This is a genomic window from Janthinobacterium sp. NFX145 (assembly GCF_049810325.1).
GTDB lineage: Bacteria > Pseudomonadota > Gammaproteobacteria > Burkholderiales > Burkholderiaceae_D > Janthinobacterium > Janthinobacterium rivuli.
Window position 1 is genome coordinate 4,555,110 of sequence record NZ_CP187360.1, and the last position, 13,413, is coordinate 4,568,522.

Consider the following 13,413-nt stretch of genomic DNA (forward strand, 5'->3'; position numbering starts at 1 on the left):
CGCCCGTCAATCTCTGGAGGAAGCATGAACCGCATTTTCAAACAGCTCGGCTGGGCAGCGCTTGCGCTGGCAGGCGCTGGGTCCCTGGGCGTCGTCGCCCTGCAACGTGGCGAACCGATCAGCGCGATCTGGATCGTCATCGCCGCCGTCTGCGTCTATCTGATCGCCTACCGTTTCTACAGCCTGTTCATCGCCGACAAGGTGCTGGGCCTGGATGCCCGCCGCATGACGCCGGCCTTCAAGCACAACGACGGCCTCGACCACGTGCCGACCAACAAATATGTGCTGTTCGGCCACCATTTCGCGGCGATTGCCGGCGCCGGTCCCCTGGTCGGCCCCGTGCTGGCCGCACAGATGGGCTATTTGCCCGGCATGCTGTGGATACTCGCTGGCGTCGTGTTTGCCGGCGCCGTGCAGGATTTCATCGTGCTGTTCATTTCCATGCGCCGCGATGGCCGCTCGCTGGGCGACCTGATCAAGGCTGAACTGGGTGAAATTCCCGGCATGATCGCGCTCCTGGGCTGCTTCATGATCATGGTCATCATTTTGGCCGTGCTGGCCTTGATCGTCGTCAAGGCGCTGACCGGCTCCCCATGGGGCAGCTTCACCGTGATGGCGACGATCCCCATCGCCCTGTTCATGGGCGTGTACTCGCGCTTCATCCGCGTCGGCCGCATCGGCGAGATTTCCATCATCGGCTTTGTCTTGCTGATGCTGGCCATCATCGGCGGCCAGTATGTGCAGGAACACGCCGTGCTCGGTCCGATGTTCACGTTCACGGGAACGGAACTGACGTGGATGCTGATCGGCTACGGCTTCATCGCCTCGGTCCTGCCCGTGTGGCTGCTGCTGGCGCCGCGCGACTACCTGTCTACTTTTCTCAAAATCGGCACGATTCTCGGCCTGGCCATCGGCATCATCGTCGTCGCGCCCTACCTGAAAATGCCGGCCATGACCAAGTTCATCGACGGCTCCGGCCCTGTCTGGTCGGGTAATCTGTTCCCCTTCCTGTTCATTACGATCGCCTGCGGCGCCGTCTCCGGCTTCCACGCGCTGATTTCCTCGGGCACCACGCCGAAGATGATTGAAAACGAAAGCCACGCCCGCTTCATCGGCTATGGCGCCATGCTGATGGAATCGTTTGTTGCCATCATGGCCCTGGTGGCCGCCTCGACCATCGAGCCAGGCATCTATTTCGCCATGAACAGCCCGGCCGCCCTGATCGGCACCACGGCCGAGTCCGCCGCTCAGGCGATCTCGCAATGGGGCTTCTATGTCACGCCGGAAATGCTGACGCAGACGGCCAAAGACGTTGGCGAGCACAGCATCATCTCGCGCGCCGGCGGCGCACCGACCCTGGCCGTCGGCATGGCGCAGATCCTGTCCGGCGCCATCGGCGGCAAGGCCATGATGGCTTTCTGGTACCACTTCGCGATTTTGTTCGAAGCGCTGTTCATCCTGACGGCCGTCGATGCGGGCACGCGTGCCGGCCGCTTCATGCTGCAAGACTTGCTGGGCAGCTTCGTGCCTAGCCTGAAAAAGACGGAAAACGTCATCGCCAACCTGCTGGCCACGGGCCTGTGCGTGGCGGCCTGGGGCTACTTTCTGTACCAGGGCGTGGTCGATCCATTGGGCGGCATCAACACCCTGTGGCCGCTGTTCGGCATCGCCAACCAGATGCTGGCCGCGATTGCGCTGATCCTCGGCACCTGCGTGCTGTTCAAGATGAAGCGTGGCCAGTATGCGTGGGTCACCATCACGCCGACCATCTGGCTTCTGCTGTGCACCTTGACGGCGGGCTGGCAAAAGATTTTCGACGCCAACCCGCGCGTCGGCTTCCTCGCGCACGCCAAGAAATATTCGGCGGCGCTCGATGAAGGCACCCTGCTGGCGCCAGCCAAGTCGGTGGCGCAGATGCAGCAGATCATCTTCAACGATTACCTGGACGCCGGTCTGGCCGCCTTCTTCGTCATCGTCGTCGTCAGCGTGCTGTTCTTCGGCATCCGCACGATTCTGAAGGCGCGCGCCGACAGCCAGCCGAGCACCAAGGAAACGCCGTTCCAGGCCTTGCCCACGGTGCAATGATGATCGACGAAATCATCAAGGCTGGACGGTATCTGGGGCAAAGCATGCGGCTCATGTGCGGCTTGCCCGAGTACGACACCTATGTGGCGCACCGGGAAGTGACCCATCCCGGCGAGCCGATGATGACGTATGAAGAGTTTTTCCGCGAACGGCAGGAAGCCCGCTATGGTGGCGCGGGAAAACGCGGAGGGTGTTGCTAATATAAGTGCTGGGGTCAGATCCGCCGGGTCTGACCCCATTGTTGCGCCCTCGTTGTTTCATCTTCAGTAAGTTCCCCTCCCTTCTCCTCCCTTAGACCCACATCAATATCAGGGTGTGTCTTCGCGTCTATATTTTTCCAATAGGAATTAAATAACAGTCAACGGGCGACCGGGGAAGCAGCGAATTCATGTTCAATTTCCAACGCTCCAGCATCAGCCAGAAGCTGACCATGATTTCGGTACTGTCGTCGGGCTGCGCGCTGCTGCTGGTGTTCGTGGCGTTTGCGCTGACGTCCGTACTCAGCCACAAGAGCGATGAAGGCAAGCAGCTGCTGTCGCTGGCGAGCGTGATCGGCGCGGCCAGCGCGGCGCCCTTGCTGGCGGGTAAATCGGCGCAGGCGCAGGCGGAACAGGTGCTGGCCGCGCTGGCCGCGCGCGACGAGGTGGCCCAGGCGGCCCTGTTCGACAAGGGCGGGCGTTTGTTCGCCCTGTACCGTGCGTCGCAGCACGCAGACGGCCTGGCGGCGCCGGAAGACATGGATCCGGCCTTGCTGGCCGACATGGCCGTGCAGCCCGTCACGCAAGGCTCGGGCACGACCCTGGCGCCGGCCATGCGCTTGTACCGTCCCGTCTACCGGCCAGGCGAGCCGCAACAGATCATCGGCGCCGTGCTGATCGAGGCGGACCTGAACCACATGTGGCGCGACATCGGCCGCCACGTGGGCGCCATCGGCGGCGCCACGGTGCTGTCCTTCCTGATCGCCGTCTTCCTGGCGCGGCGCTTCAAGAGCGTGATCGCCGAACCGATCACCAAGCTGATCGACACGGCGCAAAAGGTGTCGAGCAGCCAGACCTACAGCCACCGCATCGCGCACCAGCGCAGCGACGAGCTGGGCGTGCTGATCGACAGTTTCAACGACATGCTGGCGCAGATCGACAGCCGCGACAGCACCCTGGCCAATTACCGCGACCAGCTCGAGCGCCAGGTGGGCGTGCGCACGGCGCAGCTGGAAAAAGCCAAGGATGCGGCCGAGGCGGCCAGCCAGGCGAAAAGCGCCTTCCTTGCCACCATGAGCCATGAAATCCGCACGCCGATGAATGGCGTGCTGGGCATGACGGAGCTGCTGCTGGCCAGCCCTTTGAGCCCGCAGCAGCGCCACTACACGAGCATGGTGCAGCGTTCGGGACAGAATTTGCTGGTGATCATCAACGACATCCTCGACTTTTCCAAGATCGAGGCGGGCAAGCTGAGCGTGGAATACATCCGCTTCAATTTCCGCGAATTGCTCGACGACATAGAACACGTGTTCGCGCCGCAGGCGGAAGCGAAAAACATCAGCCTGGAATTCGACATCGCGTTTGACATCCCGATCGCCATCTGCGGCGACCCGAACCGCTTGCGCCAGATCATCGTCAACCTGCTGGGCAACGCCATCAAGTTCACGGAAACGGGCAAGGTCACCGTGAAAGTGACCGTCTGCGGCGAAGACGCGCCCAGCGTGGGCTTGCGCTTCGAGGTGCACGACACGGGCATCGGCGTGTCGAGCGAAGCGCAGACGCGCATCTTCGAATCGTTCTCGCAGGCGGACGGCTCGACCACGCGCAAGCACGGCGGCACGGGCCTGGGACTGACGATCTCGAAACAGCTGGTGGAGCTGATGGGTGGCACTATCGGCGTTGATAATGCTTTAACGCAAGGGTCGATCTTCTGGTTCGAAGTAAATTTCGATAAGCGGCGGGTCGACAGCGATGACCCGTCCTTCAACCTGAAAACCACGCGAGGGTTACGCGCCTTGATCGTCGACCACACACCCGCCACGCGCGCCGTGCTGGAGCGGCAACTGGCCAGCTGGCACATCGTCAGCGACAGCGCCGGCACGGCCAGCGACTGCCTGGGCAAGCTGCGCGCGGCCGCGCAGGCGGGCACGCCATATGCCGTGGCCCTGCTCGACATGGAGTTGCCGCGCACCAGCGGCCTGGCCCTGGCCGCCAACATCAAGAGCGACCCGCTGCTGGCCGACCTCAGGCTGCTACTGCTGAGCACGGAACAGGCGGCGGCCGACCCGGTGCAGCGGCGCGAGGCGGGCGTGGCCTACCAGCTGATCAAGCCGGCCCGCGAATGCGACCTGTTCGACTGCATCGTCACGCCGCCGCGCGTCAGCGAGGGCATGCGCATCCATCCGACGCACGCCCCCCGTCAGGTGGGCCGGCGCCAGCGCCGCCGCGTGCTGCTGGCCGAGGACAATCCCGTCAACGTGGAAGTGGCGCTGGCCATGCTCGATAGCCTGGGCCTCGATGTCGTCTGCGCGCGCAATGGCGAAGAAGCCTTGCAGGCGGCACAGGCCGAGGATTTCGATCTGATCCTGATGGATTGCCAGATGCCCGTGATGGATGGCTTTGCCGCCACGGCGGAAATCCGCCGCCATGAACAGCACTGCGGCCACGCGCGCGTGCTGCCCATCGTCGCCATCACGGCCAATGCGCTGCAGGGCGACCGCGAAGCATGCCTGGCGGCCGGCATGGACGATTACCTGAGCAAACCGTTCACGCAGCAGGACCTGGGCCACACGATCGCGCGCTGGATCACCCTGCCGCGCGCGGCTACCGTGCACCACAGCGAAGCGCCAGAGCAACAAACGCCGCCAGAGACGCCTCCCGCGCCGCAGCCCACGCCAGCCGGCCAGCCGCTGAACCGGCAAGCGCTGGAAAACATCCGCGCCCTGTCCGGCACGGATGGCGATGCGCTGCTTGAACGGGTCATCCAGGCCTTCGTCGGCGAGACGCCGCGCCAGTTGAGCGCCATGCGCGCAGCGATTGCCGGCGCCGATGCGGAAGCGCTGCGCAAGGTGGCGCACAGCCTGAAGTCAAGCAGCGCCAACGTGGGCGCCGACGGCCTGGCGCAGCTGTGCAAGGAGATGGAAAAACTGGGCCGCGCCGGCAGCACCGAGGGCGCGGCTCCCCTGCTGCTGCAGATGCAGCAAGCCTTCCTGGCCGTACGCGAATCGCTGAACGCCATCCTCGTGAAGGAACACTGACATGACAGCGCCTCTCTCCCCTCCCCGCGGCTTGGTGCTGGTGGCCGACGACGATCCCGTGATGCGCCTGCTGATGCGGCAGATGCTCACGCAGGTGGGCCTGGACGTGATCGAGGCCGAAGACGGCGTGCAGGCGCTGGCCAGTTACAAGCACAGCGGCCCGGACCTGGTCATGCTCGACGTCGACATGCCGGCCATGGACGGCTTTGCCGTGTGCCGCGAAATCCGCCACCAGGAAGTGGGCGGCACCGTGCCCATCATCATGGTCACGGGCGGCGACGAACTCGAAGCCGTCACGCGCGCCTACGAGGTGGGCGCCACAGACTTCATTTCCAAACCCATCAACTGGCCCATCCTCGGACACCGCGTGCTGTACGTGCTGCGCGCCAGCGACGCCATCGCCCGCCTGCGCATCGCCGACGCGCACAACCGCGCCGTGCTGGCCGCCATCCCCGACACCTTCTTTCGCCTGAACCGCGAAGGCTTTTATCTCGACTACGAACAGGGTCACGACGCCAGCGCCGGCTTTTCCATCACCGACTGCGTGGGCAGCCATATCCGCGACGTGCTGCCGCCCGAAATCGCCGCGCGCCTGCTCGACCAGGCGCACGCCGTACTGGCCACGCAGCATATCGGCTCGGTCGACTACACGCTCACGCACGAAGACAGCACGCGCCATTTCGAGGCGCGCCTGGTGGCGACGGGAGCCGATGAAGTCCTGGGCCTGGTGCGCGATATCAGCGAACGCAAGCGCACGGAAGAGCAGATCCGCCGCCTGGCCTATTGCGACAGCCTGACGGGCATCCCCAACCGGCAAGCGTTCCTGGAAACGCTGGAACGCGAGCTGCTGCGCTCGAAAGAATACGACAAAAAATTCGCCGTGCTGTTCATGGACCTCGATGCCTTCAAGCGCATCAACGACACCCTGGGCCACGACGTGGGCGACCATTTGCTCAAGGTGGTGTCCGAGCGCCTGCGCGAAACCATCCGCCCCAGCGACCTGGTGCTGCGCGCCGAACACGAGTTTGAAGCCGTCTTCGGCGGCAGCAACCTGGCGCGCCTGGGCGGCGACGAATTCACGATCCTGATACCCGATCTGGAGCGCGTGGAAGACGCGCTGAACGTGGCGCATCGCGTCAAGGAAGCCATGCGCCGGCCCTTCATGATCGAGGGGCACGAGATTTTCGTCACGGCCAGCATCGGCATCTCGCTGTATCCGGAAGATGGCGAGGACTGCAACTCGCTGCTCAAATATGCGGACACGGCGATGTACCACGCGAAGAACTGCGGCAAGAACAACGCCAAGCTCTATAGTTCTTCGCTGACGATGGAAATCATGAGCCACGTCAAGATGGAAGTGGGCTTGAGGAAGGCCTTGCAGAACAACGAGCTGTACCTGCTGTACCAGCCGCAGATCGACGTGCCCAGCACGCAGATCGTCGGCGTGGAAGCGCTGATCCGCTGGCGCCATCCGGAACGGGGCATCATCTCGCCCACGGAATTCATCCCGCTGGCCGAAGAGACGGGGCTGATCGTGCCCATCGGCGAATGGGTGCTGCGCACGGCGTGCAACCAGGCCAAGGCGTGGCAAAACGATGGCGGGCGGGCCATCCGCATGGCCGTCAACCTGTCGGCAAAGCAATTCAAGGATGAAAACCTGATGCAAATCGTGCTCTCGGCCCTGGCCGACACGGGCCTCGATGCGCGCCTGCTGGAACTGGAATTGACGGAAGGAACCTTGATGGACGATGCGCGCGCCACCATGGTGACCCTGGAGCAATTGCGCGGCATCGGCGTGTACCTGTCGATCGATGACTTCGGCACGGGATACTCGTCAATGAATTACTTGAAACGCTTCGACGTGCGGGCCTTGAAAATCGACAAGAGTTTTATCGCCGGCTTGCCGCAGGATACGGAAAACGCGGCCATCACGCGCGCCATCATCGCCATGGCGCATGGCTTGAAAATGGTGGTGGTGGCCGAGGGCGTGGAAACGGACGAGCAGCTGCTGATGCTGGAAGAATACGGCTGCGACATGGCGCAGGGATACTTCCTGGGCCACCCGTCGCCGCACGATACGATCACGGCCATGCTGGCCAGGCAGAGGGGCCAGCTGGCCAGCCTGGAAACTAGAGCACTTCGAAGGCAAGGATTTGCGTGACTTGCTGGGCGTTGAAATTATCGTCGGAAATCATCACCAGGCTGCGGCGGCCGTTTTCCAGGCGCGGGCCCCAGCTGATGCCTTCGATATTGTCGACCCGTGCCAGGCCGGTCTTTTCCAGGTCCAGCAACAGGCGCTTGCGCGCCGGCACGTACGTCGCACCTGCCAGGGCCGGAATGGCCTGGATATCGGTGGCGCCATCCGTGTCCATTGCATACACGCGCACGTGGTTCGTATACACGCCATCGGCGTGTTCCACGCCGGCCCGCTCCACCACCAGCAACTGGTGACCGTTGACGGCAAGGATTTCCGACACGCCATTGTCCGCTTCCTTGCCCGGCGCCGGCCGCGACGCCACCGGCTCGATAGCATATGCATACTGGCCCAGCACGGTACCGGCGCGGTCCAGGCGCGTGATGCGCACGACGGAGCCGATGTCGGGCGTGGCCAGCGGGCCATCCTGGTACAGCGCCGCTTCCATGCCCAGCCACAAGCTCTTGCCATCCGACGAAAACGACAGCGCTTCAAAACTCAAGTTGTTGCGCGATCCCGTTGCTTCCTGCGAGACCTTGAACATGGGGGGCGTGTGCAAGGTGCTCAGGTAGTGGCCGCCACTATCGGCATGGCGCACGAACGGGTGCAAGCCCACCTTGCGGTTGCCTTCGCTGCCGTACCACAGGCTGCCGTCCTGCGGATCGACGCGGATGGTTTCGATGTCGGCCACCTGGTCGCCCTGCTCCAGCCTGGCATGCGCCAGGTTCGGATAGCGGCTGCCATCGGGCTGCGTGAAGAAATGCACGCTGTTCAAGGTCACGCCCGTAAACGCCTTGCTGTCGTAGTGCAGCGCGGCACGGTAGAAGCGGGCTGGATTGATTGCCGAGCGGTCATCGCTTTCCATCACCCAGCTGTTGTTGGAAGCGTCGTAATCGATGCCGGACAGGCCGCCCACCGAGGTGCCCTCGAACGCGTATTTGAGTGCGATGCGCTGTTCGCCGATCAGGCGCAGGCCTGTGACCGGCGCGTCGTGGGGGAAGCTGGTACAGGCGGAAAGAAGGATGGCGGCAGACGCCAGGGCAAGCGCGGTGCGGAAAAATCGATGCATGACAAGTATCAGTGAGTTGCGTAGGTCGGCTTAGCGCGAAGCGCGTAAGCCGACAACATTGTTAACTTGGCCGGTGGTGGTGTCGGATTACGCGGCTACGCCGCTAATCCGACCTACCCGACCTACTTTCCAAACATCATCCCACTACACCACCCCATCAGCCTTCAGCCGCGCGATGGCTGCCGCATCAAACCCCAGCGACGCCAGCACCTCGTCGTTGTGCTGGCCCAGGGTCGGCCCCAGCCACTGGGTCTTGCCCGGCGTGGCGGACAGTTTCGGGCTGATGGCGGGCAATTTGACGGGCGTGCCGTCGGGGAACTGGTGCTGTTCGAACATCTCGCGGGCAAGGAATTGCGGGTCGCTCATCATGTCGCGCACGGAGTAGATTTTGCCGGCTGGTACGTCGGCAGCTTTCAGCACGGCCAGCGCGCTATCGATGGTGTGCGTGGCGCACCAGGCGCCGATGGCGTCGTCGATCTCCTGCGTGCGCGCCACCCGGCCGTCGTTGCGCGCCAGTTGCGGGTCACCCGCCATGTCGATGCGGCCCATGGCCAGCATCAGACGCTTGAAGATGGCGTCGCCGTTGCCTGCAATCACGATGTTTTCGCCGTCGCCCGTCGTGTAGGTATTCGATGGCACGATGCCGGGCAAGGAGCCGCCCGTGCGTTCGCGCACGACGCCCGCCTGGTCGTATTCGGGCACCAGCGACTCCATCAGGTTGAACACGGATTCATACAGGGCCACGTCGACCATCTGGCCTTCGCCGGACACCGCCCCACCCGTCACGTCGCGGTGGCGCAAGGCCATCATGGCGCCGATCACGCCGTGCAGGGCCGCCACGGAGTCGCCAATGGACACGCCGACGCGCACGGGCGGACGGTCGGCAAAGCCGGAGACATAGCGCAAGCCGCCCATCGACTCGCCGATGGCACCGAAACCGGGCAAGTCCTTCATCGGCCCCGTCTGGCCAAAGCCGGACAGGCGCACCATGATCAGGGACGGTTTGATCTGCTTGAGCTGTTCGTAGCCGAGATCCCACTTTTCCAGCACGCCGGGGCGGTAGTTCTCGATAATGATGTCCGCTTCCAAGGCCAGCTGGCGAGCGATGGCACGGCCTTCGGGCGACTTCAGGTTCAGCGTTAAACTTTTCTTGTTGCGCGCCTGCACCGACCACCATAGCGAGGTGCCATCCTTCAGCACCCGCCAGGTACGGATGGGGTCGCCGCCATCGGGCGATTCGATCTTGATCACGTCGGCGCCGAATTCGGCCAGCATGCGGGCGCAGAAAGGCCCCGCGATCAGGGTGCCCAGTTCAAGGACTTTGATACCTTTTAAAGGACCAGTATTCGCGGAGGGTTCAGTCATAGAGATCAGTTCAGGTTGCCCTGCGGTCGAGCATCGCGCGGGCAATCGTGCCCGCGTCGACGTATTCCAGTTCGCCGCCCACGGGCACGCCGCGGGCCAGGCGGCTCACGCGCAAGCCCCGCGCCTTCAGCATTTCGCTGATGTAATGGGCCGTCGCTTCGCCTTCATTCGTGAAGTTGGTGGCCAGCACCACTTCACCGACCACGCCATCATTAGCGCGGTTCAGCAGTTTTTCGAGGTGGATATCTTTCGGGCCGATGCCGTCCAGCGGAGACAGTCTGCCCATGAGGACGAAATACAGGCCCTTGTAGGTGAGCGTCTGCTCGATCATCAGCTGGTCGGCGGGCGTTTCCACCACGCACAGCAAGCGCTTGTCGCGCTCTTCGTCGAGACAGGTCTCGCACACTTCATGTTCGGTAAAGGTATTGCACAGGCCGCAGTGATGCACGGCATCGACGGCCTGGAACAGGGCGCGCGACAGCATGGCCGCGCCTTCCCTATCGTGCTGCAACAAATGAAACGCCATCCGCTGCGCCGACTTGGGGCCGACGCCGGGCAGGCGCCGCAGCGCCTCGGTCAAAAATTCAAGCGACTTGGACATGGATCAACCCTGCCCCGTGCCACAGATCGAGCGCATGCGGTAGTGCATCAGAATGGCATTTTGAAGCCGGCTGGCAAGTTCATGCCGCCAGTCAAGCCTGCCATTTTTTCAGCTGACGTCGCTTCCGCCTTGCGCACGGCGTCGTTGAAAGCGGCGGCGACCAGGTCTTCCAGCATGTCCTTGTCGTCGGCCAGCAAGGACGGGTCGATGGAGACGCGCTTGACGTCGTTCTTGCACGTCATGACGATTTTCACCAGGCCGGCACCGGACTGGCCTTCCACTTCCACCAAGGCCAGTTGTTCCTGGGCCTTTTTCATGTTGTCTTGCATTGCTTGCGCCTGCTTCATCAGGCCAGCCAGTTGATTTTTCATCATGAGAATGCTCCGTTCAATTCAGTTTGTGAGTTTTGTTAATCATCAATGCAGGGTCGGCGCGGCGGAGCCGGCCGGTGCAGGGGTAATCGTTCCCGGCACAACAAAAGCGTCGAATGCACGCTTCATGTCGAGCACGAAGGGATCGCTGGCGATGGTTTCTTCCGCTTGCAGCTGGCACGCCTCGCGGTGGGCCTGCGCTTCCGCGCTGGCCGTGTACCAGACGGCGCCCAGTTCCGTGTCGACATTGACCTTGCGGCCGAAACGCTCACTCAGCACGGCCGCCAGTTTTTCCACGTTGGCCGGACTGCGCCACGTGTCGATCGGCACGCGCAGGCGGAACGTGGTGCTGTGGCCGTCGTGCAGGCATTCGATCAGCTCGGCCTGCACGGCCAATTGCTGGGCTATGCCGCGCAGGGGCAGCACGGCGGCGACGGCCGGCCAGTTGCCGTCCCAGTCCAGGCCCGGCACGGGCGTGATCACATACGGTCCGCTGGGCGCGGCTTGCTTGGCGGCACGCTGCGGCATGATGACGGCCGGCTGCTCGCTGCTTTGCGCAGCGGGCGCCGACACGGCGGCCGAGGCGCTGTCGTCGGAAAATTCGGTGACCCACGGCGGCAAGTCGTCGTCGGCGGGCGCCTGCTGTGGCGGAGGTGCGGCAGGACGTGCCTGTTGCACGGGCGCGGGTGCATCCATCACGGCGACCGGTGGCGCATCGTCCCACGGCGCAGGTGCTTTCGCGGCGGCGGGCGTTGGCGGTGCTGCCGGGACGGGTGCAGCCGGGGCTGGCGCAGCGGCGACAGGTTCCGCTGCCGGTGCCGGTGCGGCTGGCTTGGGCGCCGACGATGGCGCCGATGGCGCGCTGCCCGGACGGCCTTTCGAGGCGGCGCGGGCCGCTTCCAGCGCCGCATTGATGGCGGCGCGGGCGGAACTGATCGGGGCGCCCGAGGCTGCCGGGGCAGCCGCAGCGGGAGCAGCGGCAGGCGGCGGCACTGGTGCTGGCGCCGGGGCTGCTACAGGTGCCGGTGCCGGCGCCGCTGCGCGTGGCGGCGGCGCTTCGCTGCGCGCCATGCTGGCGGCGGCTGCGACCACGGCGGGCGGTGTCACGGCCGCGTGGCTGGCCACGCTGTTCGTGGCGGCGCGGGCTGCCGGTGCGGATGCCCCTGCCGCGGCGCGTGCGGCGGCCACGGCAGCGGGACGATTGCCCGGCACGGAGGCTGGTGCTGCGGCCGGCACGCCTTCGGCGCCGCCTATGCCGGGCCGAAAGGCCAGCATGCGCAGCAGGGTCATGGTAAAGCCCGCATATTCGTCGGGCGCCAGGCCCAGTTCATTGCGGCCATGCACGGCGATCTGGTAAAACAGCTGGACTTCTTCCGCGTCAAACGCGGCAGCCAGACGCACGATGTCCGCGTATTCCGGCAAATCCTGCGGCAATGCGGCGGGCACGGTTTGCGCCAGCGCAATACGGTGCAGCAAGGTGCCCAGGTCTTGCAGGGCGCCATTGTAGGACAGGCTGCGCGAGGCCATTTCGTCGGCCACGGCCAGCAAGTCGGCGCCATCCTGCTGCGCCAGCGCGTCGAGCAGGCGCACCAGGTAAGACTGGTCGAGCGCACCCAGCATGCCTTGCACGGCGTCGAGCGTGACTTCACCGGCCGCATACGCGATGGCCTGATCCGTCAGGGACAGCGCGTCGCGCATGGAACCGTGCGCACCCTGGGCCAGCAGGCGCAAGGCCGGCTGTTCAAAGGCGATGCCCTCTTGTCCCAGGATATTGTCCAGGTGGCTGATGATGTGGCCGGGCGGCATCTGCTTGAGATTGAACTGCAGGCAGCGCGACAGCACGGTGACGGGAATTTTTTGCGGATCCGTCGTGGCCAGGATGAACTTGACGTGCTCGGGCGGTTCTTCCAGGGTCTTCAGCATGGAATTGAACGCGTGGTTCGTCAGCATGTGCACCTCATCAATCATGTAGACCTTGAAGCGCGCATTGCTTGGCGCATACACGGCTTGCTCGAGCAGCTGCGCCATTTCATCGACGCCGCGGTTCGACGCCGCATCCATCTCTATATAGTCGACAAAACGTCCCGCATCGATCGCCGTGCACGCTTCGCACACGCCGCAAGGCTGGGCCGTGATACCGCCCGTGCCATCGGGGCCGATGCAATTGAGCGACTTGGCCAGGATGCGCGACAGGGTCGTCTTGCCGACGCCGCGCGTGCCCGTGAACAGGTAGGCGTGATGCAATCGGCCGCTGTGCAAGGCATGCGTGAGCGCGCGCACGACGTGCTCCTGGCCGACGAGCGTCTCGAAATTCTTGGGGCGGTATTTACGGGCGAGGACTTGATAGGACATGCTGAGATTTTACCATGCGATTTTGCGGGTGATCCTGCGCGGCGGGCGCAAGCCTCATGGCCGGGCCATTCCAATATGGCAAACGCGGCAAAGCAGCAATTGTATAACATGGCCAGGTAGAAACAGGGAAAACACGGCAAG

9 protein-coding genes are annotated in these 13,413 nt (G+C 64.1%); 4 read left to right on the forward strand and 5 right to left on the reverse strand.

Features of this window, described 5'->3' with window-relative positions; all coding sequences use genetic code 11:
• Window positions 1–24 precede the first annotated feature (24 nt).
• The 4 genes from ACPJXG_RS20330 to ACPJXG_RS20345 all read left to right on the forward strand — a co-directional run bounded on the left by ACPJXG_RS20330 (window position 25) and on the right by ACPJXG_RS20345 (window position 7,481).
• Window positions 25–2,085: a carbon starvation CstA family protein gene (locus ACPJXG_RS20330; protein ID WP_176388547.1), complete on the forward strand. Its 2,061-nt coding sequence runs from the start codon at window positions 25–27 to the stop codon at window positions 2,083–2,085.
• Window positions 2,085–2,285 carry a YbdD/YjiX family protein gene (locus tag ACPJXG_RS20335; RefSeq protein ID WP_010396213.1) on the forward strand — a complete coding sequence of 67 codons (201 nt, stop codon included), beginning with the start codon at window positions 2,085–2,087 and terminating at the stop codon, window positions 2,283–2,285. Before ACPJXG_RS20330 ends, ACPJXG_RS20335 begins: the two co-directional genes overlap by 1 nt.
• Window positions 2,286–2,473: 188 nt before the next feature.
• A complete protein-coding gene (locus ACPJXG_RS20340; protein ID WP_425252156.1) occupies window positions 2,474–5,320 on the forward strand; it encodes a response regulator in 2,847 nt (948 codons plus the stop codon).
• Window position 5,321: 1 nt separating this feature from the next.
• Complete coding sequence (locus tag ACPJXG_RS20345; RefSeq protein ID WP_176388545.1) at window positions 5,322–7,481, forward strand: putative bifunctional diguanylate cyclase/phosphodiesterase; 2,160 nt, start codon at window positions 5,322–5,324, stop codon at window positions 7,479–7,481.
• On the opposite strand, the gene ACPJXG_RS20350 is transcribed toward ACPJXG_RS20345, so the two are convergent.
• From ACPJXG_RS20350 to dnaX, 5 genes are all read right to left on the reverse strand, one after another.
• Window positions 7,450–8,583, reverse strand: a complete 1,134-nt coding sequence (locus tag ACPJXG_RS20350) for an esterase-like activity of phytase family protein (protein WP_425252157.1) — start codon at window positions 8,581–8,583, stop codon at window positions 7,450–7,452. The two genes, ACPJXG_RS20345 and ACPJXG_RS20350, sit on opposite strands and share 32 nt — an antisense overlap.
• Before the next feature lie 144 nt (window positions 8,584–8,727).
• On the reverse strand, window positions 8,728–9,948 hold the full coding sequence (locus ACPJXG_RS20355; RefSeq protein WP_425252158.1) for a CaiB/BaiF CoA transferase family protein: 1,221 nt from the start codon (window positions 9,946–9,948) through the stop codon (window positions 8,728–8,730).
• Window positions 9,949–9,958: 10 nt separating this feature from the next.
• Window positions 9,959–10,549 carry a recombination mediator RecR gene (recR, locus tag ACPJXG_RS20360; protein ID WP_034786598.1) on the reverse strand — a complete coding sequence of 197 codons (591 nt, stop codon included), beginning with the start codon at window positions 10,547–10,549 and terminating at the stop codon, window positions 9,959–9,961.
• A 47-nt stretch (window positions 10,550–10,596) separates the two neighbouring features.
• The gene (locus ACPJXG_RS20365; protein WP_034759121.1) at window positions 10,597–10,923 is read right to left on the reverse strand and encodes a YbaB/EbfC family nucleoid-associated protein; all 327 of its coding nucleotides are present in this window, start codon (window positions 10,921–10,923) and stop codon (window positions 10,597–10,599) included.
• Between the two features lie 42 nt (window positions 10,924–10,965).
• On the reverse strand, window positions 10,966–13,272 hold the full coding sequence (dnaX, locus tag ACPJXG_RS20370; RefSeq protein ID WP_425252159.1) for a DNA polymerase III subunit gamma/tau: 2,307 nt from the start codon (window positions 13,270–13,272) through the stop codon (window positions 10,966–10,968).
• Window positions 13,273–13,413 lie beyond the last annotated feature (141 nt).

What these genes read in the sequence shown, in the direction of transcription:
- dnaX (WP_425252159.1), bottom strand. Translation starts at nt 13,272, where the DNA reads ATGTCCTATCAAGTCCTCGCCCGTAAATACCGCCCCAAGAATTTCGAG.
- recR (WP_034786598.1), bottom strand. Translation starts at nt 10,549, where the DNA reads ATGTCCAAGTCGCTTGAATTTTTGACCGAGGCGCTGCGGCGCCTGCCC.
- ACPJXG_RS20330 (WP_176388547.1), top strand. Translation starts at nt 25, where the DNA reads ATGAACCGCATTTTCAAACAGCTCGGCTGGGCAGCGCTTGCGCTGGCA.
- ACPJXG_RS20335 (WP_010396213.1), top strand. Translation starts at nt 2,085, where the DNA reads ATGATCGACGAAATCATCAAGGCTGGACGGTATCTGGGGCAAAGCATG.
- ACPJXG_RS20340 (WP_425252156.1), top strand. Translation starts at nt 2,474, where the DNA reads ATGTTCAATTTCCAACGCTCCAGCATCAGCCAGAAGCTGACCATGATT.
- ACPJXG_RS20355 (WP_425252158.1), bottom strand. Translation starts at nt 9,948, where the DNA reads ATGACTGAACCCTCCGCGAATACTGGTCCTTTAAAAGGTATCAAAGTC.
- ACPJXG_RS20350 (WP_425252157.1), bottom strand. Translation starts at nt 8,583, where the DNA reads ATGCATCGATTTTTCCGCACCGCGCTTGCCCTGGCGTCTGCCGCCATC.
- ACPJXG_RS20365 (WP_034759121.1), bottom strand. Translation starts at nt 10,923, where the DNA reads ATGATGAAAAATCAACTGGCTGGCCTGATGAAGCAGGCGCAAGCAATG.
- ACPJXG_RS20345 (WP_176388545.1), top strand. Translation starts at nt 5,322, where the DNA reads ATGACAGCGCCTCTCTCCCCTCCCCGCGGCTTGGTGCTGGTGGCCGAC.